At 60.1% G+C, this 25228-nt stretch carries 23 protein-coding genes; 6 read left to right on the forward strand and 17 right to left on the reverse strand.

Annotation, left to right across the window (positions count from 1 at the left end):
* Positions 1 to 108: 108 nt before the first annotated feature.
* Positions 109 to 945, forward strand: a complete 837-nt coding sequence (xdhC, locus tag J3P91_RS18350; RefSeq protein ID WP_434601343.1) for a xanthine dehydrogenase accessory protein XdhC — start codon at positions 109 to 111, stop codon at positions 943 to 945.
* 20 nt (positions 946 to 965) lie between these two features.
* Positions 966 to 2270, forward strand: a complete 1305-nt coding sequence (gene guaD, locus J3P91_RS18355; protein WP_434601344.1) for a guanine deaminase — start codon at positions 966 to 968, stop codon at positions 2268 to 2270.
* A 184-nt stretch (positions 2271 to 2454) separates the two neighbouring features.
* On the opposite strand, the gene J3P91_RS18360 is transcribed toward guaD, so the two are convergent.
* Positions 2455 to 3219, reverse strand: coding sequence for a GntR family transcriptional regulator (locus J3P91_RS18360; protein ID WP_305499918.1), 765 nt, complete (start codon positions 3217 to 3219; stop codon positions 2455 to 2457).
* 242 nt (positions 3220 to 3461) lie between these two features.
* Here J3P91_RS18360 and J3P91_RS18365 point away from each other — a divergent pair, with 242 nt between their 5' ends.
* Positions 3462 to 4652: a benzoate/H(+) symporter BenE family transporter gene (locus J3P91_RS18365; protein WP_434601345.1), complete on the forward strand. Its 1191-nt coding sequence runs from the start codon at positions 3462 to 3464 to the stop codon at positions 4650 to 4652.
* A gap of 165 nt (positions 4653 to 4817) precedes the next feature.
* Here the strand turns inward: J3P91_RS18365 and J3P91_RS18370 are convergent, their stop codons facing one another.
* Positions 4818 to 5159, reverse strand: coding sequence for a YggL family protein (locus J3P91_RS18370; RefSeq protein ID WP_434572947.1), 342 nt, complete (start codon positions 5157 to 5159; stop codon positions 4818 to 4820).
* 234 nt (positions 5160 to 5393) lie between these two features.
* Between J3P91_RS18370 and dacB the strand changes: the two genes are divergently transcribed.
* On the forward strand, positions 5394 to 6860 hold the full coding sequence (dacB, locus tag J3P91_RS18375; RefSeq protein ID WP_434601346.1) for a D-alanyl-D-alanine carboxypeptidase/D-alanyl-D-alanine endopeptidase: 1467 nt from the start codon (positions 5394 to 5396) through the stop codon (positions 6858 to 6860).
* A gap of 44 nt (positions 6861 to 6904) precedes the next feature.
* Here dacB and J3P91_RS18380 read toward each other — a convergent pair whose 3' ends face one another.
* A complete protein-coding gene (locus tag J3P91_RS18380) occupies positions 6905 to 9289 on the reverse strand; it encodes a sensor domain-containing diguanylate cyclase (protein WP_434601347.1) in 2385 nt (794 codons plus the stop codon).
* Positions 9290 to 9431: 142 nt separating this feature from the next.
* Complete coding sequence (gene rlmKL / locus J3P91_RS18385) at positions 9432 to 11702, reverse strand: bifunctional 23S rRNA (guanine(2069)-N(7))-methyltransferase RlmK/23S rRNA (guanine(2445)-N(2))-methyltransferase RlmL (protein ID WP_434601348.1); 2271 nt, start codon at positions 11700 to 11702, stop codon at positions 9432 to 9434.
* Between the two features lie 531 nt (positions 11703 to 12233).
* On the opposite strand from rlmKL, the gene rmf reads away from it, so the two are divergent.
* Positions 12234 to 12449 carry a ribosome modulation factor gene (gene rmf, locus J3P91_RS18390; protein WP_003223300.1) on the forward strand — a complete coding sequence of 72 codons (216 nt, stop codon included), beginning with the start codon at positions 12234 to 12236 and terminating at the stop codon, positions 12447 to 12449.
* A 299-nt stretch (positions 12450 to 12748) separates the two neighbouring features.
* Here rmf and J3P91_RS18395 read toward each other — a convergent pair whose 3' ends face one another.
* A complete protein-coding gene (locus tag J3P91_RS18395; protein ID WP_434601349.1) occupies positions 12749 to 13768 on the reverse strand; it encodes a quinone-dependent dihydroorotate dehydrogenase in 1020 nt (339 codons plus the stop codon).
* Between the two features lie 171 nt (positions 13769 to 13939).
* Here J3P91_RS18395 and J3P91_RS18400 point away from each other — a divergent pair, with 171 nt between their 5' ends.
* Positions 13940 to 15463 (forward strand): hypothetical protein, encoded by a 1524-nt coding sequence (locus tag J3P91_RS18400; RefSeq protein WP_434601350.1) that lies wholly within the window; start codon positions 13940 to 13942, stop codon positions 15461 to 15463.
* 54 nt (positions 15464 to 15517) lie between these two features.
* Here the strand turns inward: J3P91_RS18400 and J3P91_RS18405 are convergent, their stop codons facing one another.
* The 12 genes from J3P91_RS18405 to J3P91_RS18460 form a co-directional block, all read right to left on the reverse strand.
* Positions 15518 to 15955 carry a hypothetical protein gene (locus tag J3P91_RS18405; protein WP_434601351.1) on the reverse strand — a complete coding sequence of 146 codons (438 nt, stop codon included), beginning with the start codon at positions 15953 to 15955 and terminating at the stop codon, positions 15518 to 15520.
* The gene (locus J3P91_RS18410) at positions 15945 to 16667 is read right to left on the reverse strand and encodes an oxygen-regulated invasion protein OrgB (RefSeq protein WP_434601352.1); all 723 of its coding nucleotides are present in this window, start codon (positions 16665 to 16667) and stop codon (positions 15945 to 15947) included. The genes J3P91_RS18405 and J3P91_RS18410 overlap by 11 nt, the downstream gene beginning before the upstream one ends.
* Entirely contained in the window at positions 16639 to 17208 is a 570-nt protein-coding gene (locus J3P91_RS18415) for a secretion system protein (RefSeq protein WP_434601353.1), read from the reverse strand. The genes J3P91_RS18410 and J3P91_RS18415 overlap by 29 nt, the downstream gene beginning before the upstream one ends.
* The gene (locus J3P91_RS18420) at positions 17208 to 17918 is read right to left on the reverse strand and encodes an EscJ/YscJ/HrcJ family type III secretion inner membrane ring protein (RefSeq protein WP_434601354.1); all 711 of its coding nucleotides are present in this window, start codon (positions 17916 to 17918) and stop codon (positions 17208 to 17210) included. Before J3P91_RS18420 ends, J3P91_RS18415 begins: the two co-directional genes overlap by 1 nt.
* Complete coding sequence (gene sctI, locus J3P91_RS18425) at positions 17915 to 18223, reverse strand: type III secretion system inner rod subunit SctI (RefSeq protein WP_434601355.1); 309 nt, start codon at positions 18221 to 18223, stop codon at positions 17915 to 17917. Before sctI ends, J3P91_RS18420 begins: the two co-directional genes overlap by 4 nt.
* 61 nt (positions 18224 to 18284) lie before the next feature.
* Positions 18285 to 18551, reverse strand: a complete 267-nt coding sequence (gene sctF, locus J3P91_RS18430; RefSeq protein WP_434601356.1) for a type III secretion system needle filament subunit SctF — start codon at positions 18549 to 18551, stop codon at positions 18285 to 18287.
* The gene (locus J3P91_RS18435) at positions 18548 to 19735 is read right to left on the reverse strand and encodes a PrgH/EprH family type III secretion apparatus protein (protein ID WP_434601357.1); all 1188 of its coding nucleotides are present in this window, start codon (positions 19733 to 19735) and stop codon (positions 18548 to 18550) included. The genes sctF and J3P91_RS18435 overlap by 4 nt, the downstream gene beginning before the upstream one ends.
* A gap of 129 nt (positions 19736 to 19864) precedes the next feature.
* Positions 19865 to 20269, reverse strand: coding sequence for a transglycosylase SLT domain-containing protein (locus tag J3P91_RS18440; RefSeq protein ID WP_434601358.1), 405 nt, complete (start codon positions 20267 to 20269; stop codon positions 19865 to 19867).
* Between the two features lie 56 nt (positions 20270 to 20325).
* A complete protein-coding gene (locus tag J3P91_RS18445; protein WP_434601359.1) occupies positions 20326 to 21561 on the reverse strand; it encodes a winged helix-turn-helix domain-containing protein in 1236 nt (411 codons plus the stop codon).
* A gap of 335 nt (positions 21562 to 21896) precedes the next feature.
* Positions 21897 to 23060, reverse strand: a complete 1164-nt coding sequence (locus J3P91_RS18450) for a hypothetical protein (protein WP_434601360.1) — start codon at positions 23058 to 23060, stop codon at positions 21897 to 21899.
* 64 nt (positions 23061 to 23124) lie between these two features.
* Positions 23125 to 24126 (reverse strand): IpaD/SipD/SspD family type III secretion system needle tip protein, encoded by a 1002-nt coding sequence (locus tag J3P91_RS18455; protein WP_434601361.1) that lies wholly within the window; start codon positions 24124 to 24126, stop codon positions 23125 to 23127.
* 11 nt (positions 24127 to 24137) lie between these two features.
* Positions 24138 to 25217 (reverse strand): cell invasion protein, encoded by a 1080-nt coding sequence (locus J3P91_RS18460; protein ID WP_434601362.1) that lies wholly within the window; start codon positions 25215 to 25217, stop codon positions 24138 to 24140.
* Positions 25218 to 25228: the final 11 nt, after the last annotated feature.

Genomic DNA, 25228 nt, shown 5'->3' on the forward strand with positions numbered 1-25228 from the left:
ATCGCGAGCAAGCTCGCTCCCACAAGGGATTTGTGAACACCGATCCAATGTGGGAGCGAGCTTGCTCGCGATGAGGCCGGAACAGACAACAAAGATGTCGAGGTGAATATGTACAACTGGATCAGCGCCCTCGCCGACCTGCAAACCCGCGGCGAACCCTGCGTGCTGGTGACGATCATCGAGGAGCTCGGCTCCACCCCGCGCAATGCCGGCTCGAAGATGGTCATCAGCGCCCGCCAGACATTCGACACCATTGGCGGCGGTCATCTGGAATACAAGGCGATGGAGATTGCCCGGCAGATGCTTGCCAGCGGCCAGCAGAACACCCATCTCGAGCGCTTCAGCCTCGGCGCCAGCCTGGGCCAGTGCTGCGGTGGCGTTACCGTGTTGCTGTTCGAACCCATGGGCCAGGTCCAGGCGCAGATTGCCGTGTTCGGAGCCGGTCATGTCGGCCGCGCCCTGGTGCCGCTGCTGGCGAGCCTGCCTTGCCGGGTGCGCTGGATCGACTCGCGGGAAGCGGAATTTCCTGAGCAGTTGCCCCACGGCGTACAGAAAATCGTGACTGAAGACCCGCTGGACGAAGTCGATGAGCTGCCCGCCGGCAGCTACTGCATCGTCATGACTCACAATCACCAGCTCGATCTGGAACTGAGCGCCGCGATCCTCAAGCGCAACGACTTTGCCTACTTCGGCCTGATCGGCTCGAAGACCAAACGCGTCAAGTTCGAACATCGCCTGCGTGATCGCGGCTTCGACAGTGGCGCCCTGCAGCGTATGCGCTGCCCGATGGGCATCGGCGAAGTCAAAGGCAAGCTGCCCGTTGAAATCGCCATCTCCATCGCCGGCGAAATCATCGCCACCTACAACGCAGATTTCGGCCAGCACACCTCCCGCGCCGAACCCATCGCCAGGTTGCTGCCGGTTTCGCGCCGCAGCCAGCGTTAATCCCGTTATCGAGAATTCCCATGCCCCTGACACGCAAAGCCTACCGCGCCGCCCTGCTCCACAGCCTCGCCGATCCGGCCGAAGTCGGTATCGAGGCGTCCTATGAGTATTTCGAGGATGGCCTGCTGGTAGTGGAAAATGGCCTGATCAGCGCTATCGGCCACGCCAGCGATTTGTTGCCGACCCTTCCGGCGGATATCGAGATCACGCACTACCAGGACGCCTTGATCACTCCCGGCTTCATCGACACCCATATTCACCTGCCGCAGACCGGCATGGTGGGCGCCTATGGCGAGCAGTTGCTGGATTGGCTCAATACCTACACGTTCCCCTGCGAAAGCCAGTTCGCCGACCCGGCCCACGCCGAGGCGGTAGCGGACATTTTCGTCAAGGAACTGCTGCGCAACGGCACCACCACAGCCCTGGTATTCGGCAGTGTGCACCCGCAATCGGTGAATGCATTTTTTGAGGTAGCCGAGAAACTCGACCTGCGGATGATCGCCGGCAAGGTCATGATGGACCGCAACGCGCCGGACTACCTGGTCGACACAGCCGAATCCAGCTACACCGAGAGCAAGGCGCTGATCGAACGCTGGCATGGCAAGGGTCGCCTGCATTACGCCGTGACCCCGCGCTTCGCGCCGACCAGCACGCCGGAGCAACTGGCCCTGGCTGGCCAGTTACTCGGCGAATACCCGGACCTGTACATGCAGACGCACATCAGCGAGAACCTGCAGGAAGTGCAATGGGTCAAGGAGCTGTTCCCCGAGCGCAAAGGCTACCTGGACGTCTACGACCACTACCAATTGCTCGGCGAGCGCTCGGTGTTCGCCCATGGCGTGCATCTGTGCGACGAAGAATGCGCACGCCTGGCACAAACCGGTTCGGCCATAGCGTTCTGCCCGACCTCGAACCTGTTCCTGGGCAGTGGCCTGTTCAACCTGCCGATGGCCGAGAAGCACAAAGTCAATGTGGGCCTTGGCACCGACGTGGGCGGCGGAACCAGTTTTTCGCTGCTGCAAACCCTGAACGAAGCCTACAAGGTCATGCAGTTGCAAGGTGCGCGACTGAGCCCGTTCAAATCGCTGTACCTGGCCACCCTTGGAGGCGCCCGCGCCTTGCGCCTGGAAGACCGGATCGGCACGTTGCAGCCGGGCACGGACGCGGACTTCCTGGTGCTGGACTACAACGCCACGCCGCTGTTGAGCTATCGCCTGAAGCAGGCCAAGGACATGGCCGAGCGGTTGTTCGTACTGATGACGCTTGGGGATGACCGGGTGGTGGCGCAGACTTATGCGGCAGGCCGGCTGGTGCACCAGCGCTAACTTTCAGCGCCTGCCAGACCGCTTTCGCGAGCAGGCTCGCTCCCACAGGGTTGCCTGACCCCAGAAGCCAGATTGGTGTCCAACTTTTTGGAGACAGTCCAGGATCAGTGTGACCAACACAAATCCACTGTGGGAGCGAGCCTGCTCGCGAAGGGCGCGCCTCGGCATCGCTGACTCAACTCAATCAGAGCTTGGCCGTCGACCGCCCCGGCTTCTTGCTCTGCAACAAATGCGAAAACACCGCATGCAAGTCATCCGAAGCACTTTCTTCGTCGAGGTTGAGCTTGCTGTCGATGTGATCCATGTGATGCATCATCAGGTTCACCGCCAGGGCTGCGTCACGGGCCTCGATGGCGTCGATCAGCTGGGTGTGTTCGTCATAGGAACAGTGGGAACGGTTACCGCTTTCGTACTGGGCGATGATCAACGAAGTCTGTGATACCAGGCTGCGCTGGAAGCTGATCAGCGGCGCGTTTTTTGCCGCCTCGGCCAGCTTGAGGTGGAACTCGCCCGACAACCGGATACCGGCGCCACGGTCCCCCCGGGAAAAACTGTCGCGCTCGTCGCTGACCATTTGCCGCAGCTCGGCAAGCTGTTCGGCGCTGGCGTGCTGTACCGCCAGCTCAGTGATTGCCTTCTCCACCATGCGCCGGGCAAAGAATACCTGGCGTGCCTCTTCAACACTCGGGCTGGCGACCACCGCACCGCGATTCGGGCGCAGCAGCACCACGCCTTCATGGGCCAGGCGCGACAGCGCGCGACGAATGATGGTGCGACTCACCCCGAAAATCTCCCCAAGCGCCTCTTCGCTCAACTTCGTGCCAGGCGCCAGACGCTGTTCGAGGATCGCCTCGAAAATGTGTGCGTAGACAATATCGTCCTGGGTTCCGCTGCGGCCGGCTTTGCCTGCTCGCGGTTGTTTCTTGAGGGGTTGCAACTGTTCGTTCATGGGCACTCGAGTCGGGAGAACTGCGGCGATTTAACCGTGACTGTAATACGGCACAGCGGGTCGCTGGCAAGTATCGCGTAATAAACACGGCGATTGTACACAACCTCTGATGGCAACACGACTGTACGGCTCTTTGCGGGCATGGCTGTATTGCAATCGGCAACTGCGTTGAGTTTAGGCTTGATCCGGCAATCCGTGGCTCCGCCAGTCCAGCCAATCTACAACAAGGACAACCGCTCACCATGACCGAAATCAGCACCGCGCCACTTCGCCCCCTGGCCGATACCTCGCCCTCGGCCATCGTCGCCGGTTTCATCGCCATGATGACCGGCTACACCAGCTCACTGGTACTGATGTTCCAGGCCGGGCAGGCGGCGGGGCTGACCAGCGGGCAGATTTCATCATGGATCTGGGCCATCTCCATCGGCATGGCGGTGTGCTCCATCGGCTTGTCGCTGCGCTACCGCACGCCAATCACCATCGCCTGGTCAACACCCGGCGCAGCCTTGTTGATCACCAGCCTGGGCGGCGTGAGTTATGGCGAAGCCATCGGCGCGTACATCACCTGTGCGGTGCTGGTGACGATCTGTGGCCTGACCGGCAGCTTCGAGCGCCTGGTCAAACGCATTCCGGCTTCGCTGGCGGCCGCGCTGTTGGCGGGAATCCTGTTCAAGATCGGCAGCGAAATATTTGTCGCCGCGCAACATCGCACCGGCCTGGTGCTGGGGATGTTCTTTACCTATCTGATCGTCAAGCGCCTGTCACCCCGCTATGCGGTATTGGCCGCGCTGCTGGTCGGCACCGCCTTGTCGGGCTTGCTCGGGCTTCTCGACTTCAGCGGTTTCGCCCTGGAAGTGGCGACACCGGTCTGGACCACGCCAGAATTTTCTTTGGGGGCCACCATCAGTATCGGTATCCCGCTGTTCGTGGTGGCGATGACCTCGCAGAATATGCCCGGCATCGCCGTGCTGCGCGCCGACAGCTACAACGTACCGGCCTCGCCATTGATCACCAGCACCGGCGTTGCGTCGCTGTTGCTGGCGCCATTTGGTTCCCATGGTATCAACCTCGCCGCCATCAGCGCGGCGATCTGCACCGGGCCACATGCCCATGAAGATCGCGACAAGCGCTACACGGCGGCCGTCTGGTGCGGGATTTTCTACGGCTTTGCCGGGGTCTTCGGCGCCACGCTGGCGGCGCTGTTCGCTGCGCTGCCCAAGGAGTTGGTGCTGTCCATCGCGGCATTGGCGCTGTTCGGCTCGATCATCAACGGCCTGAGCATCGCCATGAGCGAAGCGAAGGAACGGGAAGCGGCGTTGATTACCTTCATGGTCACGGCGTCGGGGTTGACGCTGTTTTCCATCGGCTCGGCGTTCTGGGGGATTGTCGCGGGGGTGGTGACTTTGCTCATCCTGAACTGGCGGAGTGCCTGAATATTGAAAGCTTCGCGAGCAGGCTCGCTCCCACATTGGGTCGGTGTTCACACATCCCCGGTGGGAGCGAGCCTGCTCGCGAAAGCGGCCTGAAGGACAATAATTACCCAACCGACAGGCACAAAAAAACCGGCACCCAAACGGGTTGCCGGTTTTTTCAGACCATCAAGCCTTGTTGATAGGCTTTTCCGGATACCAGACATCCATCAGCGGGCTGACTTCAACACTGGTCAGCTCAGGACGGGCCTTGAGCCAGGCTTCAACGGCAGCGCGCTGCTCTTCGGTCACCGAGCCACGCTTCTGCAGGCAGACCAGACCATAGTCGTCACCGCCGACATAGCCCAGGCCATTGGCTTCCATGGCTTCTTTCAGGAAAGCGTCGAGGAAAGCGTCAATAGCCTCATCGGCCAGATCTTCTTTGAAATCCAGGTTCAGTTCGAAACCCAGCTCTTGAAATTCATCCACGCACAGCTTTTTGCGCAGACGCTGGGAACGGTTAGTCGCCATTGGAACAATCCTCATAAGTAATAACGGCCGGCACTTTACCAGTTTGGTGCGTCGATTGCCCGACTGATCGGGCAAGTCCGCCTACCGCCGGTAAAAAAATACCGCTTCGCTGGGCTTGGGCACGGCACAAGCCGTTGCGCCTTGGGGCATAATGCCGACACTTTCATGACCGTTGAGGGCGTTCATTTTCATGTCCTCGTTCTTTTCCCCCTCGCCTGTAGGGTTTTATTTCACATGATCAAATCTTTGCGCCCATTGCTTCTGGCCAGCCTTCTTCTTCCTTTGGCCCTGCCTGTCACCACTCAAGCCGCCACCATCAACACCGCCCTGTCGCCGAATGTGCAAAAGGCCCTGAAAAACAGCAAACTGCAAGACAACGCCCTGTCCCTGGTGATGGTACCGCTCAACGGCCCCGGCACCCCGACGCTGTATAACGCCGATGTCTCGGTGAACCCGGCGTCCACCATGAAGCTGGTGACGACCTACGCAGCCCTGGAAATGCTCGGGCCGAACCATCAGTGGAAAACCGAGTTCTACACCGACGGCACCCTCAGCGGGGGCATTCTCAACGGCAACCTGTACCTCAAGGGCGGCGGCGATCCCAAGCTGAACATGGAAAAGCTCTGGCTGCTGATGCGTGACCTGCGGGCCAACGGCGTGCAGCAGATTACCGGCGACCTGGTGCTGGACCGCAGCTTCTTCATCCAGCCGCAATTGCCCGAGTTCAACGACGACGGCAATGACGAAAACAAACCCTTCCTGGTCAAGCCCGATTCGCTGCTGGTCAACCTCAAGGCGCTGCGCTTCGTGGCCCGCAATGACGCTGGCCGGGTGCTGATATCGGTCGAACCGCCCATCGCCAGCATCCGCATCGAGAACGTGGTCAAGGCCGCCAACTCCAAGCAATGCACCGGTGGCGTGCGCTACAACCCGGTGGCCCAGGCGGACGGCAGCATGACCGTGACCGTCAGCGGCCAACTCGGCGAGGGTTGCAGCTCCCAGACCTACCTGTCGCTGCTCGACCATGCCACCTACACCGCTGGCGCCGTGCGAGCGATCTGGAAGGAGCTGGGCGGCAGCATCCAGGGCAGCGACCGCCTGGCCGCGACGCCTAAGAACGCCAAACTGCTGGCCCGGGCGTTCTCGCCGGATCTGGCGGAGATCATCCGCGACATCAACAAATACAGTAACAACACCATGGCCCAGCAACTGTTCCTGAGCCTGGGCGCGGAGTTTCGCAACGAGGCCGACGGCGACGATGCCAAGGCTGCGCAGCGGGTGGTGCGCCAGTGGCTGGCCAAGAAAGGCATCACCGCGCCGCACCTGGTGATGGAAAACGGCTCCGGCCTGTCCCGCGCCGAACGGGTCAGCGCCCGGGAAATGGCGGCGATGCTGCAGGCGGCATGGCGCAGCCCGTATGCGGCGGAGTTCATCAGCTCGATGCCCATCGCCGGCACGGACGGCACCATGCGCAAACGCCTAAAGACCACCGCCATGGCCGGCGAAGCGCACGTCAAGACCGGTACGTTGAACACAGTCCGCGCCATTGCCGGCTACAGCCGGGACATCAATGGCAATACCTGGGCGGTCGTGGCGATCCTCAACGATCCGAAGCCATGGGGCGCCTCCTCCGTGCTGGACCAGGTGCTGCTGGACTTGTATCGCCAGCCGAAACTGCCGCAGACGGCGTCGGTGCTCTGAGCCAGCCCCAACACAAGGCCGGATGGGTCTTGGGGTGAAGTTGGCTATCCCAACTGCACCTCGACCCGATCCCGCCCGGCCTGCTTCGCCGCGTACACACCTGAGTCGGCGCGCAACAGTAGCGCGTCGGCACCTTCGCCGACGCGCCAGCTGGCGATGCCAAAACTGGCGGTGATGGTACCAATGTCGTCGATCGGCGAACCCCGCAGGCCGTCCCATAACCCCAACGCCAGGGTGTAGGCACTTTCATTGTCCGTATCCGGGCAGAGCACCACGAACTCTTCACCGCCCAACCGGCAGAATACGTCCGTGCGGCGCAACCGTTGGGTGATGCGCTGGCAGACCGCCTGCAACACCCGATCACCCACCGCATGGCCATGCTGGTCGTTAATGCGCTTGAAGTGATCGATGTCGAGCATGATGACCGCCAGCTCGCCGGAGCCACGTTCAACCCGGGCCATCTCCGAAGTCAGGCGCTCCTGGAAATACCGTCGGTTGCGAATGCCGGTCAAGGCGTCGGTGATCGACAGTGCCCGCAGTTCTTCTTCCACGCGCTTGAGGTCGGAGATGTCCGAGACATAGCCGTGCCACAACACACCGCCGCCAGGCAATTGCTCGGGCGTGGCCTCTCCGCGTACCCAGCGCAGACCGCGCTGCGGCAGTTGCACCCGGTACTCTTCGCGCCACGGGCTCAATGTATCCGCCGAGATGCGGATCGAAGCACGCACCCGAGCGCTGTCCAGCGGATGGATGCGCGAAAACACCGCTTCGGCGTGCCGTACCAGCACGTCAGGCTCCAGTTCGTAGATGTCGCGGATGCCGTCGCTGGCATAGATCACGCTGAACTCACCGGTAAAGTCCATCTTGAACTGATAGATGCCGCCGGGGACATGGGCGCTGAGTTTTTTCAACAGCAGGTCCCGTGCGGCCAAGGCTTCGTGGACGCGCTTGCGTTCGGTGACGTCGATGCAAATTGCCAGGTGCCCGACCCACAACCCTTGGTCGTCGAGCACGGGCGTGGCCAGCATGTTGACCGTCAGGTGGCTGCCGTCGCGGCGCACCAGGGTCCACTCCCGAGCCTGTTGGCCGCCCTGCTCACCGCCTTCGAGCAGCATCGCATGGCACGTCGGGATTGGCTTGCCGAAACGCACGGCCAGCTGTGCGGCCCGATGCTGCAGCTCACGCGGAACGTGAAGACTTTCCAGGGTCATGCTCTGCAGGACATCGCAGCTGCGGTAGCCGAGCATCTGCTCGGCGCCGGCATTGAATGTGGTGATGACACCGCGCAGGTCGGTGGCGATGATCGCGACTTGCGTCGCGGCGTCGAGCACGCCCTTCAATTGGCCGTGGGTGCCGCGCAGTTCCGATTCCCGGGCATGCAGTTCCCGGGTGCGCTGTTCTACCAGCGCCAAGGCCCGCTGTCGCTGGCTGACCAACGTATACAGCAAGACGCTGAGCATCAGGCTGAGCAGCCCGCCCAACACCGTGACGCTCACAACGCTGGAATGATTGTTCGACAGGAACGCGAGACTGGGCCGCAACTCCACGCGGAAGTCATGATCGGCCAGGCGCAACATCCGGACCGCCGACAGCTCGCTTTTACCCGGTCGGTTGGATGTTTCGAACAGGACTTCCCAAGGGGTATCGTGGGCGGAATCAATCACACGCATCGTCAGACTGTCATCCTCCGCCTCCGGCAGCCCATCGGCGACCAACTGGCGCATGCTGATGGCCGCCACCACGTAACCGAACGGCTCGCTGGTCAGAGGCTTGAGAACGGGCGCCGCCAGCATCACACCTCGGGCAAAGGCCGGATCGCTCCCGATCAGATCAATGGGCTCGGAAACTACCAGGGCGTTACGCTGGCGCGCCCGTTCCAGCGTGGCACGGCGCAGGGGATGCGAAAGCAGATCCAGGCCCAGCGGCGCGCCATAGGATGGCTGGCTCTGGATATACAGCAGCGGCGCGTATTCATTCCGCTCAGCGGCCTGGCGCAGGATCCCGGCCTCGTCTCGTTCACGAACGGTAAAGGTAGTGGATACTTCGGCTCGTGCCTCTTGCTCGAATGCCTGGCGCTCATCCCGCAGCACCCGTGGCGCCCAGGCAAAGGCCCGGGTACGCCGCAAGAGTGCTTCGGTATAGCCATGGAATTCGGCGCCAGACACTCCCGCGGAGTTGGCAAAGAACCGCCTCAGACTGTCGAGACGTTGCTCCTGGTCCTGGAAACGCTCTTCGAGGCGGCTATAGCGTTCTTCGGCGAGCAATTCGAAGCGCTGGCGCAATTGCTGGTTGAACTGCTTCAACGTGCCCCAGGCCAACAAACCGGTCAGCAACAGGCCTGCCATCAGGACGACGCAAGCCACGAGCCATGCTGAAACATCTTCGCTGATAAAGCCCAGGATCCTGGGACGCACCTGATGTAATGCCATAAACATGACTCAGAAAGGACCAGGCATTGGTCCAGCCCCGGTCACACACTAAGTTATAGCTATTTGCCATTACTTTTGCCAGTCCCAAAAACGCCTGCAAGCCTTGAATTTCAAGGCTTGCATGGATCCAATCGACCGCCGGTCAGCGCGCCATGATTTTCCAGGCGCGGTGAATCTTGCTGTTTCGGGCAAAATCCGGGTCGATGGTCCCGGCGGTGATTTCCTCCACGGCGTAACGCTCGCAGAGGTTGTCCTCGAGCTGGAACTTGCGGAAGTTGTTGGAAAAATACAGCACGCCACCCGGCGCCAGGCGCGCCATGGCCAGATCCAACAGCTGGACGTGGTCGCGCTGCACGTCGAACACGCCTTCCATGCGCTTGGAGTTGGAGAACGTCGGCGGATCGATGAAGATCAGGTCGTACTCGTCGCGACTGGCTTCAAGCCAGGCCATGACATCGCCCTGCTCCAAGCGGTTCTTGTCGGAAAAACCATTGAGCGACAGGTTGCGCCGCGCCCAGTCCAGATAGGTTTTCGACAAATCGACGCTGGTGGTGCTGCGCGCGCCACCCTTGGCGGCATGGACGCTGGCGGTCGCGGTGTAGCAGAACAGGTTGAGGAAGCGCTTGCCGGCGGCCTCTTTCTGGATCCGCAAGCGCATTGGCCGGTGATCGAGGAACAATCCGGTGTCGAGGTAGTCGGTGAGGTTGACCAGCAGCTTCACGCCGCCCTCGTTGACCTCGGTGAACTTGCCCTGGGCGCTCTGGCGCTCGTACTGCTTGGTGCCGCTCTGGCGCTCGCGGCGCTTGATGACGACGCGGCTCTTGTCGACATTCAAGGCTTGGGGAATGGCCGCCAGCGCATCGAACAACCGGGCCGAGGCCTTTTCCGGGTCGATGGACTTCGGCGCGACGTATTCCTGGACGTGCACCCAATCGTGGTACAGGTCGATGGCCATGGAATATTCCGGCATGTCGGCATCATAGACCCGGTAGCAGTCGACGCCTTCACGCTTGGCCCACTTGCTCAGCAGCTTGAGATTTTTCTGCAGGCGATTGGCGAACATCTGCCCGCCTTCGCTCAACCGCGCCTGCTCGACCACAGGGGCTGGCGCCGGGGCCGGTTTGATCGGGTTGCCATTCTTGTTGTACTGGCGCTCTTGCGGTACTTCAGGGGTTTGATCGTAGACAGCCTGTTCACGCTCGGCCTGGCGTTGTTCCGGGGTGCGACGCTCGCCAGTGACGAACTGATCCGGAAGCACCTTGATCAGCAGCAACTTGCACGGCAAGGCGCCGTTCCAGAACGAATACTGCTTGTGGCTGCGAATACCCATGCGCTTGCCCAGGTCCGGCGCGCCAGTGAACACCGCGGCCTCCCAGTTCAGGCAGGCCTGGCGCAGGCGTTCACCGAGATTCTGATAGAGATAGAGCAGGCTCGCTTCGTCGCCCAGGCGCTCGCCGTATGGCGGGTTGCAGATCACCAAGCCCTTCTGGTTCTGGTCCGGGCGCGGCTCGAAGGTGGCGACTTCGCCCTGATAGATCTTGATCCACTCGCTCAGGCCCGCACGTTCGACGTTGTTGCGGCCCGGCTGGATCAGCCGTGGGTCAGCTTCGTAGCCGCGAATCCACAACGGTGGCTTGGCCAGCCCGGCGGCGGCGCGCTCGCTGGCTTCTTCGTGGAGTTTTTTCCATAACGCCGGCACGTGGCCGAGCCAGGCGGTAAAGCCCCATTGCTGGCGACGCAGGTTCGGCGCCATGTCGGCGGCGATCATTCCGGCTTCCACCAGGAACGTGCCGACGCCGCACATCGGATCCGCCAGCGCCCCGCCTTCGGCGGCAATGCGTGGCCAACCGGCGCGAATCAGGATGGCGGCGGCGAGGTTTTCCTTCAGCGGGGCGGCGCCCTGCTGCAAGCGATAGCCACGTTGGTGCAGGCTATGGCCCGAAAGGTCGAGGGACAGGATTGCTTCGCCACGGTCCAGGCGCAGGTGGATGCGCAGGTCCGGGTTGAGCTTGTCGATGGATGGCCGCTCGCCCGACGGCGTGCGCAGCTTGTCGACAATGGCGTCCTTGACCTTCAAGGCGCCGAAATGCGTGTTGTCGATGCCCGAGCCGTGACCGCTGAACTCGACCGCCAAGGTACCATCGGCGAGCATGTGGTCTTGCCAGTCGACATCCAGCACGCCGTGGTACAGGTCTTCAGCGTCCTTCATCGCGAAGCGCTTGAGCACCAGCAATACGCGGTTCGCCAGGCGCGACCACAGGCACAGGCGATAAGCCGTTTCCATGTCGGCGATGCCGCGAACGGCCGAGGTGTGCTCGCGCGCCTCTTCAAGGCCAAGCCCGACGGCTTCCTCGAGAAGCAGGCCTTCGAGGCCCTTGGGGCAAGTGAGGAAGAGTTCGAAACGATCGGACATGGGATTCCAGAGCCTTTGGCTAAGTGGGCCGGGCAACGCATTGCCGGGCCGGGTTCAATCAGGTGCTTTTCTCAAGAGCACCCGCGTGGCACGAACGTGTGCCGTTCCGTACTCGCCGCTCAGGTTCAAAGAGCTTAGATGCGAGGACAGATAGAAAATTCTGTGCAACAAATTGTGAAAAGTTGTCCCTTTCGTCGAATAGTACCCGAGTGCAACGGGGGGACATTCTCATTCGACATCGGCGACCGCCCTTCGGCGCAGGGCTGATCATACAGGGGTCTGACGCAAAAGCGGGCGCCGAACATGATGTTACTTATCGCACTAACATCTTTCTTGTTACGTGCTTATGACAAAACGATCATTCCATCCATGTGACGCTTTGGTTAGAACTCACCACAGGTTGACGTCGCAACGGCGTCAACACCCTTGGCTCGTCACGCCGGCAACGAGCCACCAACGGCAGAATGATTCTGCCCCGGCCTCGATAGAGGTCGACGCTAAGCAACAGTCAACAAGTGAGGGCAACACCCTATGAGAAGACTTAAGCGTGATCCGTTGGAAAGAGCATTTTTACGCGGTTACCAATATGGCGTTGGTGGTAAATCCCGTGAGCTTTGCCCCTTTACTCTACCGTCGGTACGTCAAGCCTGGATCAACGGCTGGCGAGAAGGACGCGGCGACAACTGGGACGGTATGACCGGCACTGCGGGTATCCACAGACTCAACGAACTTCACGCCGTCGGCTGACACAGGGCCCTGATAATCAAAAACCCGACAATCTGACATTCAAATCGTTTTAACCACGCACGTCCCATCCGGGCGGCGGGCTACGGCCCAGAGGGCTCCCTTGAGGAGCCCTTTTTAATGGGCTTCCCAAAACCCCGTGGCGAGGGAGCTTGCTCCCGCTGGGTTGCGCAGCAGCCCCATAAAAGCTGACGGGTATCAGCCTGGCACACCGCGGTGATGGGTTTGGGACTGCTGCGCAACCCAGAGGGAGCAAGCTCCCTCGCCACAGGGGGTCTGCTTCGCCTTCAAGAAAGGGTTAATCAACCCAACGCCGCAATCGCATCCACCGACTCGCGAATCAACGTCGGGCCCTTGTAGATGAACCCGGAATAAACCTGCACCAGGCTCGCCCCTGCCGTGATTTTCTCGGCGGCATGCCGGCCTTCGGTAATACCGCCCGCCGCGATGATCGGCAAGCGTCCCGCCAATTCGCCGGCCAGCACTTTCACCGTGTGGGTGCTCTTGTCGCGCACCGGAGCGCCGGACAGGCCGCCCGCCTCGTCACCATGCTCCAGGCCTTCTACACCTTCGCGGCCCAGCGTGGTGTTGGTGGCAATCACCGCATCCATGCCGGTCTCGATCAAGGCCTGGGCCACTTGGGCGGTTTCTTCGTCGCTCATGTCCGGGGCAATCTTGATGGCCAGCGGCACATGCCTGCCGTGCGTCACCGCCAGTTCCGCGCGACGTCGCGCCAGGTCGGCCAGCAGTTGCTTGAGCGAATCGCCGAACTGCAGGCTGCGCAGCCCTGGTGTGTTCGGCGAACTGACGTTGACGGTCACATAACTGGCGTGAGCGTAGACCTTGTCCAGGCAGATCAGGTAATCGTCGACGGCGCGCTCCACCGGCGTATCGAAGTTCTTGCCGATGTTGATCCCCAGCACACCCTTGTACCTGGCAGCAGCCACACGGGCCAGCAGATGATCGACGCCCAGGTTGTTGAAGCCCATGCGGTTGATGATTGCCTCGGCCTGCGGCAAACGAAACAGCCGTGGCTTGGGATTGCCCGGCTGCGGACGCGGCGTCACGGTGCCGATTTCAACGAAGCCGAACCCCAGCTGGGCGAACCCGTCGATGGCCGCGCCATTCTTGTCCAGGCCAGCGGCAAGGCCGACCGGGTTGGGAAATTCCAGGCCCATGACTGTCACCGGCAATTTTGCCGGGGCCTTGCACAGCAACCCGTTGAGCCCCAAACGTCCACCCGCGCCGATCAGGTCCAGGGACAGATCATGGGAAGTTTCCGGGGAAAGTTTGAACAGCAGTTCACGGGCCAGGGTGTACATGGGCGGCTTTGACTCGATCAGAGAAATGAGTCGGCGATTATAGCCGGGCCGGAATAGGCCAGGCGAGCAACCCTGTCAATAGAGCGCTATTTGATAGTCCAGTCCCCCGGAAGCGCTTGATGCTTGAACAGCCATAACAGCCACGCGCCCCTCAATCATGCAGGATGAAAAATGATCCCATCGACTCCAGGCTTGATTACTTCATCTTTCCACCGATCAGGCGTCAACGCGAACGGTCCGACTACCAACGCCACGAACAAGCTTCACACGACTATAGAAATGGGCGATTGCAGCAGGGCCCACAGCGAGCTGCTCGAACACTTGAATGAGCCCGATCAGCGAATGGATCGACTGCGGGTGGACAACATCGTCCCGATACTGACAAGCGTCAACGATGAACTTGCCGATCTCATAGCGCAAAGCATGGAAAATGCTCCGATCAAGGTCCAGGAGCTGGTTCTTGACATACAAGCGTTGATGCAGGGCGTCCCCGACCGAATAAAAGACCGGAGCGACTACATCGTCCTGAATATCGAGAGTCCAGAGCTGTTCGATAACTCGATACACTCCGCAGAGCCCGAAACACTCATACAACGCGCCAAGATCCTCATGGATTATCTCGGCGAGCAGTTGGGCAAACTGGCCAGGAACGAATTCGAAGGCGACCTCGGACGCTGGGCCAGCAACCTGACCATTTCCACTGTGCGCACCGGGCTGGTTACCGGCACCTTGACGGTGCTCAGGCAGCTCATCGGGTTCACCGTGGAAAAAGCCTTGCAATCCAATGCCGCCTCGCCTCTGACTCGCAACGTTATCGGTGGGATAGCCCTGGCGATCGGCCCGGTACTGAACACCCTCGGCGCGATCCGGGACGAATGCAACGGAACTGCAAATGCAGAAACTCGCCTGGCTCGCCTCGCCGCATTCGCGCTGTCGATAGCCGCTTTCGCTGCCGCGATATCGGTACCAACCGTGCTGCCGGCATTGGCCTCCTTCGGTCCACAAATGGCCTTCTATACTTTTGCCCAGGACCTGGTGAACCTGTTTTGCCCGACCAAAGACAACACAACGGCCAACGCCAACGGCACGGCAGCCACCGGTGCGCTGAACGGCGCCCTTCAGTTCCTGTCCTTTACAGGCATGAACTACACCGCACCGCATTCCGGACCCGGATACGCGATGGCGCAAAGTCGCGAGCCACTACCGCCCGAGACGGAAGGCCTGGCCTTTCAACTTGCATCCTGGGCGGAACAGCAGGCGGGTATGACTCTCGATGCCAATCTATCGGTCGAGGCCCGGGCCAACCAGATCGTCGAGTCCCTGGTCCCGGTATTGGGGCACGATGTATTGCGGGGTGTTTTCAACGCCGGCGCCGAGGTCGCCGGGCAAGTGCTCGGGGGTGAAGTGACGCATTTCTTTCAGCCGAACGCTTCTGAAAAAGGCTACCGGCTTGATCCCCTCGCCCTACGAACCCCTACCACCGAGCAAGCGCTTGACCAATTGCTGTCCACCAACGCGATACGAACCTCCATGGGCCAAACGCTCAATGGCATTTTGATCTCGACGTCCCGATACTTTTCGACCCTGCCAATCCCGAAAGAAACGGTGGACCATATCGCCAATCTGTTGATTGCTGCCTTATTTTTCGTTGCGCGTGGGAGCAGCGTGTATATCAACCAACGCTCAGCGCCGTAACAACTTCTTCCAGAAAAACGCCTGCGCCTCGCTTCTCGCCAAGGCGCATGGCATTTACCACTCAGTCTTTTCCCAGGCCTCATCCCCCATCGGCTGGAATACCTGCCGCATGAAGTCCTTGGTGAACAGATCCATCGAGAACGCCAGGCCATTGGCGCCCGCGACTTCCTCATACAGGCATGAGTCCTTCAGCCCCCCATCCACCAGTCGAACCAAGACCTTCTGAGTAACCCCCAGCAACTCCTTGGCGGTGGGATACGCACGCGTCTCTCCATCTGCACCCAGTCGCGTGCGGATGAACTCGTAGATCGCTTTCTCCCCTTCCCCCTCCATCGCCAGCAGCAATTGATACAGCTGCTCGAACTGCGGATCCGAAGACGGGCTTTCTACCGCCGGCTGGCGAGCGGCAAGCAGCCGGGATTCCAAGGCCTCGACCGGCAGGCAGGCACTTGAATCCGGCACGCCGGCACCGGTCATTGCTTCAATTTTCACGGTGAACCTCGGCTTCTTCAGTGGGTGACGAATCTGCGGGTTGCTCGGCAAAACTCGAGCACAAGTCGATGAGCATCTGTCTCGATGTCTGGTCCAGGGCGCGGGCTGCCTCAGGCAGATTGGCGACTTTCGCCAACAGCCTTGGCTCCAGCCTTTGCCGGGCAGCTTCGACGTCAAACTCCAGCAGTTGGTCGGCGAGCCGCAGCACATAACGCTCTTGAGCGTGGTATTCCAGGCTCAGTCTGCCGGACCAGCGTTCACGCAAGTGTCCCAGCAGTTCGTTGCCTAGCGAACGGCAATGCAACGGCAGCAGCAAGTACAGTACCGGGTCAGAATCGTCTGGTAGCTGTGCCTGAAGCCAACGCTCAAGCATTTCATCCAGCCAGTGCGGGCTACTCAAAGCTTGCGAGAGCATCTCACCCGCCGCCCGGGACAAGTCCTTGCGCAATTGGAACGCCAAGGTTTGCGCCTCCAGCAAAGCTTCGGCCAGATGCCCGGTCGCGCGCAGGATGCCCTCGGCATAGCCCTGCTGGAACGCATTCGCGTGTACCACCTCGACGTCGCGGTGTGCCTGCTCGATGTACTCGCGCGCCCGACGCTGGGCCTCACGTTGCAAGGCGTGGCGGCGACGCGCAGCGACGATGTCCTCGCGCGCCAGGTACGCATCGCTGCTGGCAGGCAGGTCAGTCAGGGTTCGGATGGAGTCGAGCATGCTGCACCGCCAGGAAAAAAAGAGCTGGATCAGGTTTGGAGAGCGGCCATTGCCTGTGCAGGTGAACAACCGGCTCGGTGAATTGCAGGAGCAGGCGTTCCAGCAGCATGGGCGGAACCTGCCCGCTCCAGCTGCTTAGCGCGTTGAGACCGGCGGCATCGACCTGCTCCACTGAAACAGGCGAACCATCGTGCATCAGTGCGCCGCCACTACCGAAACCGTAGCAGGCGAACCGGCGGACCGGTTCCGCCAGGCGCAGCAGCGCCGCGCCGCGCGCCAGGCCGGGCATCAAGCGAGCGGCCCCGATCAACCTGGCGATGTAGGGCAGTTGTTGCCAATGACGAACCCATTGTTGCGCCACAGCCGTCAGCGGCGCCGGCGGTACCGCCGACCTTTGCAGGGCCAGCCCCTCCAGCACCATCCGATTGAGCAAGCTGCGCACTTGAGGCCCATCGAACCCGGCCGGGAGAACCAGCCGTTGCCGGTGCAGGTAGGCCAAAGGTTCGTCCTGGATCGCCTGCAAGCATTCATTGAACGACATCACCGCACCCTGCGCCTGACGACAGGATAGGCCAAGGCCGCGCCACCGATGGCCAGCGCAGCGGTTATCCCGATCAGCCACCAAGGCCAGTTCGACCGCCCTTGCGTGACCGCCACCGACGGCGCGACATGCTGGACAGGCGCGCGCCTGGACAGCACCACCGAAATGTTTTCGTAGCCGACCGCCGCAAAGCTGTTCTTGAGAAAACGCTTGATATCGGTAATCAGCAGTTGCGGTTCGACATCGCGCTCATGCAGGACCATCGCAGAAAGATGAATGGGCGGCGCGGCACGCCCGCCTTCCCCGGCATCCAGGTCGTAACTGACGTGCACCCGGGCGGAAACCACACCTTCAAGTACGCCCAACGATTGTTCGATACGCTGCTCCAACGCTGAATACAGCCGGGCTTTTTCCGCCCGGGGCGAGGCCACCAGAGCATCTGCGGGAAACATCTCGGCCACCTGCAGGCGTGGTCGCGACGGTAACGAATAGAGGTTGAGCAAATCGACCGCGGCCGCGAAGTCGCGCTGATCTATCTTCACTGCATAACCGGTTTTTCCGCTATCGACTTTAACCGCCACGACGTTGTTACGCTGCAGCACCGAAAGCACTTCGTTGGCCTGCTGCTGGTCCAGGCCTTCGAGCAGGCTGGGCTGTCGACACGCCGACAATGCGAGGCACAACAGGATCAGCCACGCGCCTGGCTTCATGATGCACGCAAAAGGGTTTCAGCCGTGCCTACCGCTTTGCGTACCAGCACGTTGAGCAAATTGATGTCGACGTTGTACTGCCCTGTCAGTTCCTGCAACTGTGCGAGCACTTCCGGGTCGGTGACATCGGCGCGCTGGGTCAACTGGTTGATTGCCGAAACTTCCTGCCCGCTGTTGACCGCCGAGCCGGCAAACGCCTCGATCAGTCGTGATTCAAGTGAAACGACCGGGACTTCTCCGGGGCTACGCAACTCGCTGAGGGATGACTGGGCGATGAGCGAAGGGGAAAGGTTCTGGATGGACATAGGTGCACCTGTGCAGGTGGCCATTGCCGTGGGGACAATGGCCAATGAAGAAGAGAACGCCTCAGCGCGCCGCCTGGATGATCGCCATGTCGATGTCCTTGAAGCCCTTGACCGTGTTGGTCTGGGCGTTTCGGAACACCGTGTACGATGAAAATGCGGCCTGGTATTCGGCAAGTTTCGTAGGATCGGAGGCATCCTTGGCGAGCTCTTTAAGGGCATCATCCAGGATTGTTTTGAGTTTTACGGCGCCAGACTCAAATGCGGCCGCTTGCTGGCCTAGAAAATCATCGTGAAATTCAGGAACCCTTATGGGCAAGGTATCGTTCATTCTTCACCTACTCTGTTTGTCTGGGAAAAATGCCAGGACGAAGCACTCGTCTTGACGTAGCCCTGCGGGCCGGTTTGAAACGACTTGCCCTTTAGCGCGTCGTCCTTCAGCTCGACTGTGAAATGCACATGACGATTACCCCACTGCCGGTAAAACTCATCGACGAACCCGCGCGCGGCGGCCAGCTCGTAGTCCTGCAGGTTGCCTGCGACGGCGAACGTGACGCCGCCCTCGTGCTCGGTCCGCTCGAAACCCAATGCAAGCCGTTCGAGACCACCTTGCGCCGCGTCGGCAAGCAGCGCGTCGTCCTGCATCTGCACCACGATGTCGCGGGCATACGGCGCCGCCGCGAGCAGCACTTCAAGTAACCCTGCCTGCTTTTCCGGTGTGAGCACATTGCGTTGCGCGCCGAGCAGCAGACGCGGCACCGAGGGGTCCTTGAGATCGAGGAAATGCCAAGCCAGTTGCGGATCGTGATCGACCAACAATTGCTCCAATCGACGGCGCTCCTGATCGATCAGCAACACCTGACCGGCCAAAGTGTCGTGACGCGTCAGTACCTGCCGACTCCAGCCGGCATCGCGTTCGGAAGCGACAAAGACATAGACCGAACCATCACGGCCGCGCAACACTTGCGCCTTCGTACTGGCCCCAGCGATCAATGCGTGGGTATCCGCCTCGGGCGTCGGCTCCGGCAGTCCCCAGAAACTTGTGGCGATCACCGACACAAGCAGCGCCAGCCCGCCGGCCGCCCAGCGCATCGACGGCGCAGTCCAGCTTGCGAAAGCGTCCTGATGAAGCGGCTCGCTGCCCGGCAGGGTGAAAAGTCCGGGAGCCCAGGACTGGTTTTCGGGACGCAAGGCAATTTCCAGGCCCCCCATCCAGACCCGGACCTGGAAGGCACAATGGCGTACCTCCACCGAATCGCCCAGCAGCCGCACCGGCGTTCCATCGGAAGTGGCCTGATCGGCCAATACCTCGAAATTGCATCCACCCTGTTCCAGCGGCACGTAGATCGTACTGACGGGAACGCTGGCGCAACGCGTTTCGTTCCCCAGCACCTGCGCAGGCCCGACCACAAACAAGGTCGAGCCTTCGCCCAGCGGGAACTCGGCACCCTGCAACGGACCGTTGAAGATCCGCAGGATATAGCGCTGTAGAACGGTGGCCGTCGGGACTGTCACTGTTGAAATTCCGGCGCAGACAAGTGAGCAAGCAGGGTAGGAAATCCGTCCGTGGACTTCCTGATGGGATTCTGTCGATCACGGCCTGCGCAGGATCAGAATTACCGACCCGCCGGGTCATTGGCACCGTCATTCCCGGGCTTGGGTGAACACTTGATAGCGCTGCCAGACCTTGCGCGCATAACGTATCCGCGCGGCCTGACGGTCGGGAGAGTTTCCCGCGTTGTAGGCGCCGACCGCCGTCCAGTTATAACCGTAACGCTTGATGAACCCGGCGAGCACCGATGCGCCGACCTCCACCGACAGGCAAGGTTCAGCCAGCAACCGTCGCTCGGTAATACCCCGCGCACGCAATCGGTGCAGGTGGATGCTGTTGATCTGCATCAGGCCGATATCACGCGTGCCATTGCCATTGCGGTTGATTACATCGGAGCGCCAAGAGGATTCGACGTCGGCAATCGCTTGCAGCAGCTCGGGCTCGATCGCATGCGCCTCGCCCGCCTTGCTCCAGCAGAAGGCGTGCGCCTGAGGCATGCTCACTATCAGACCCAGGTAAAGCGGCCAACGTAACCAGCGAGCCCCGCGCCGGCTCATGCCAGACAGCGCTCATGGACATGACGGCTGCCTCCCGGTTGCAGGTTCCGATACGCCCAGGCACCCACCGATTCGCCATCGCGCCCAAGCTCAATTCGAGCCTGCAAGGCTTGCGCCCGGACACACCCTGGATCATGTTGCAGGCACTTGTCGATACTCCGCGCAGCTTGATCGCTGCGCTGCCAGGACCAGTGGTGCCAGGCATGGAAATAGTGGACATCCGCCTGGTCGACCGACAACAGGCAGCGCCGGAATAACACTTGGGCCGCCTGATCGCAACCGCGCAGGCTGGTCAGCAGCGCCAGACGCGTCAATGCCGGGACGCTGTAAGGGTCCAGCGCCAACGCCTGGGAAACCGCCGAATGCGCTTCTTCGATGGCCCGCTCCGGCTCACCCAGTCCGATCATTACCTGCCCCAGCCAGACATCGGCCACACCGCACCAGGGCGGCGCATACCCGGCATCGAGCTTCAGGCAATGGCCGAACAACACCAGGGCGTCACGCAGACTTTTCGCAGTGTGTTGCTGTAAGCAGCACAGCCCATTGAGATAGGCCATCGCCACCGGATAAGACCCACAACGATCACCCACGGGGCGCAAGCCGGGCACACGCTGAGCAACCAGACAAGTCAGCGCGCCCAGCGCCTCCCCTCGGTCGAGGGCGTCCAGCGTTTGCCCATGCAGCAGCGCCTGGTCACCGCCACGAATCAATTCGACCGACCAGTGTCGCTGTTCACCCAAGCTGATATGACGCCCGCTCAGGCAATAATCTGCCGACAGTCGCCCGGCCAGCGACCGTGAATCCGCCGATACCAGGGCGGACGCGATCAGCCCCGAGGGAATGACGTGCAGCGCCTCGCCGAATGCCGTGGTCAGTTGACGGATCATCAGGTCCTGCAGATCCAGCGCCGCCATCTCATCCAGGTGACGAAAAGGCAAAACCGCCAGCGACGGCGCTATCACCCTCGGCTGGTTCGGCACATCGAGCTCAACCACGCAACCGGTGAATCGATAACCCTGGCCGTAAACCGTCGCAATGTAATCCTTGTCCTCCCTGAACAATTTGCGCAGCGCATAGATACAACGGGTCAACGACTCCTCCGCCGCATCCATTCGCGGCCAGACATGGTCTAGCAGGTAATCCTTGTGGACGACCGTACCCGCCGACCGCAACAACTGGCGCAGCACCTGCAACTCTTTGGGTGGAACGTGAACTCCTTGTCCCTCTCGCATCAGCGTTCCATCGCTTTGCAATAACCAGCGGTCAAAAACATATGACTGAGCCGGTGTTTGATCAGTTGTACTGTCCATACACTAGCATTTCTCCATAGAAAGTTACTGAAGCGCGATCGAGCCCGGGGTGTGATCGGGCTCGGGAGACGAGCTGCGTGACTATAGGAAGATGTTTAGGAGGAGTCCGTAGGAGCTGGATGCTGTAGACGTAGGAAACCGCGACACGAACTGTGGGACCAAAACCTACCTGAGTTGCATCATCTTCACGCCTTCGGCACAACCAGCAGCACCTTGCAAAAATAATGGACGCAACATTAACCCCTTTCACAACACCATCAAGTTAGCTTCAGCGTGTACGGATTTTCCGACCTGGATTTTTCGGGTATGACTCGGATGGAATCAGCTTCATTGACTAACGTGTACAACACACCATCGTTTCTTCCTAAAACCAGCTCGTTCATCGTTCCGCCACCCTCCAGTGTTTTGATGACATCACTCAATCCAAAAGAGCGAGCATGGTTAAGGGGATGATCGGCAACGTTGACACGTGCATGCAGGTGCAACGTAGCGGTCACATCAGCAGGCGGAAAGTGGAAATACAACTGGACCTTATCGACATTGGCGTCAACATCGTAAGTCTCGGCCAAATGGCTGAGCACGTGCCGCTGCAACGCCTTCAACATTCCGATGTCTTCAGCACCCAAATCAAGAATCGAGGCCAGATACTTAACATCGGTACCTGCTTCTATGTCTGATAGCGTGCGCTTGTTATCGGTGTGATCGGCCTTGACCTGCGACTCTGCAAAACCAGTGGCGACGCCCATCTTTTCGATGAGTGACAGATTTTGATTGGGGTGAATGGCATAAGCGCCCAGGCATATACCGTTTCGCCGGTCCTTGAGCTCGGTGGGACTTGCGGAGAGAGCATTCAAATCAATATAAGGTGCATTCGGAAAAATCAGGAAGCCGTTGGAACCCGAACTCACGGGCGGCAGATAGGAAAAATATTCAGGACGACTTAAAAATATATCCAAGTCCTTGCCTGGGATCAGATCAAGAACATTCCTCAAGAAACTGGTGACACCTGAAATCTGATGATAAGTATCCCGCAGCGCGTTCAGACTATGCTCGTCAACGTTGAGTTTGGTGCACTCCGGCACCTGATATTTTACTGTCGCAGGGCCTTCATGGAATCTGAATACCCCATACTTATCCCCCGCCTGAGGGTCCGAAATATATAAACCGGTCTTGAGATTGATATGACCCTCTGGACTTCTATGGGCAAAAATTATCGATGATTCCTGAGCCTGGGCTTTGGCCACATGATCAAGGTTCAGATCAATCCCATATTTATCAACGATGCTTTTGAACTCTCGCGACGAGTTCTTCACAACCACCAATTTTTCGCCGAGACTGCCCTGCTCGTTTTTTTGCGCCAATGGGCCAAGACCCATCAGGCTAGCTGATCGACTAAAATTTACGCTACCTAACGTCATCATACTTCCTTGCAATTTAACCAATTAATTAAACAGCTTTGCATCAAACAAACTGCGCTGATGCAATTCAAGGACCCAACATCGCCTTCAACATCTCCGCAAACTGATTCAAATGCGCCGACAACGTCTTGTTGAAATTATCGTGATATGAATTCGCGTTCGAATATTTCTGCGTCAAGGACTGCAGCATGTTTTTCATGCGTTCTTCCTGGGCGTTGAAGCCGGTTTGCCAGGCGTTGAACCTGGCGGTGTCCCACGTTACGGTGCCGCTGGACGGCAAACTGCCGGTCATACTCCAAAGCGGGCCTGTATCAATGACGACGCACCAGGTGCCATCGGCATTTTCCTTCAGACATTGCGGGGGCAGGCCCAGCGCCTTCAGCCACTTCTCTGCCTCTTCCTTGCTGGCTCCTTCATCACCTGGTTTCGGAAAAAGAACCGAGGCAGACTCCGGATGGGTGTACTTGGCGATAAGCTCAGTCAATGCGGCGTGCAATGCGCCCGCATTCAACTTGACCTCCTTCCCGTCGTTCGCCCCTTCGACCCAGTCCTTCATCATCGCAGTGATTTTCGAGTTGAACTCGGCGAAAAAGTCCGAGTAGGCCTTGATGATATGTTCATAGCCGGCAAGGTAGCCGTTCTTGATCAGGTCGATCAGGTCACGCAATTTCTTGAAGAAGTCCTCGGGTTCCTCGGTATTGAACGCACCGATTTCCGGCGGGGTCCGCTGTTCATACAGGTTGTTCAGAATCTTGTCCTGCATGTCTGCCAGTTGCTGAAGCTGCCCCTCGCTCAGGGACGCCGTCTGGATGCTGTAGGTCATCACGGCGAAACACTGCTGCAGTTGCTGCGCCCACATTTCGTAGCGCGCCCCCTTGGCCTGCCCGGTCGACCCCTCGAGTGCACGATCGAGACGTCGATCGAGTTTTTTTACCGAACGTTCCAGCGAGTCCGCCAGATCAAATCCCGGCCTGACGGCGGCGGGCATTTCGGGGGGTGTCGGTGGCGGGGCTGCGGTGTTCGGTTCGGTGAGTCGCTGGTTGGTTGGGGTGGACCCTTGAATGATCATCTGATTGACTCCTAGGCCGTCAGGGCACGAATGACATCGCTGCGCGATTGAAAGAGCTGCATCACCATCTCCATCAGTTTTTGCACCAGCGCCGCTTCCGCTGCGTCTTTCTGCCCAACCTCATCGCCCAAGGTCTTTTGGCTGGTCTGGGCGCTCTGCATCAACACCTCCTTTTCCCGCGCCGCGTGCTCGGCCATGCGTACCGTGTTCGCCACGACCTGGCTCATGCTCATCGACATGGCGTTGAGTGCGCGTCCGATTTCCAGTTTCTTCTCGATGCCCTTGCCCCCCATCTGGCTCAACCAGTCGGAGGTTTGGCCGACCTTCTGGGCCTTGAGGATTTCGCCGTCGAACCAGGCCTGTTCCTGCGGCGTTAGTGCCGAACCCTTGGGTTTGAAATCGACTGTCGTCGGGCGACCGAAGTCATCGAGTGTCTTGATCTTGTAAGTGGCATCCGGACTCCAGTCATTGCGCTCGCGCTCAAGCTTGAGGTCGCGCTCAACGTTGCCGGCATCCAGCGTGTTGCGCTTGTTCAGGTCGATATCCGCATGCTTGAGATTCTGGCCCTGGAAAGTCTTGACCATGGCGAAGCCTGCGATGGCGCCGGACACGACCGCGGACGTGATGGCGCTGTTGAGCGCCGCCCGGCCTGACTCGACGATAGCCGCCCCCTGGGCTTTGGCCGCCTCGGCGGCCATGACGCCGAAATGGCCGCGTAGCTGCGCGTTGGCGACCCGTGCGATGTTCAACGCGATAATCGCGGCCACCAGAACGTTGGCATGTTTCTCCCAGGCGCCCGGGTCAAACACCAGGTCGTTGCGCACGTCTTCGCCGACCATCGACAGGGCTTCATCGAAGTCCTTTCGATCGGATTCAGTAGGCTGAAAGGCGGCGATCCGGTTTTCCAGTTCCGTAACCGATGGCGTCGGAAACTGGCTGTCCTGGAGTACCTGCTTCGCGGTGATCCTGTCGAGCATCGGCGAACCCGCGAGGGACTTGTCCCGCGAAGGTCCGCTCGGCCCTGTGTCGTTGGACGAGTCGTGGTGAACGGCAGCGGGAACGATCCCGACCGTGGTGGTAATGAGGGTCATGATGGGTTCCT

The organism is Pseudomonas sp. Z4-7, from assembly GCF_051131965.1.
Lineage (GTDB): Bacteria > Pseudomonadota > Gammaproteobacteria > Pseudomonadales > Pseudomonadaceae > Aquipseudomonas.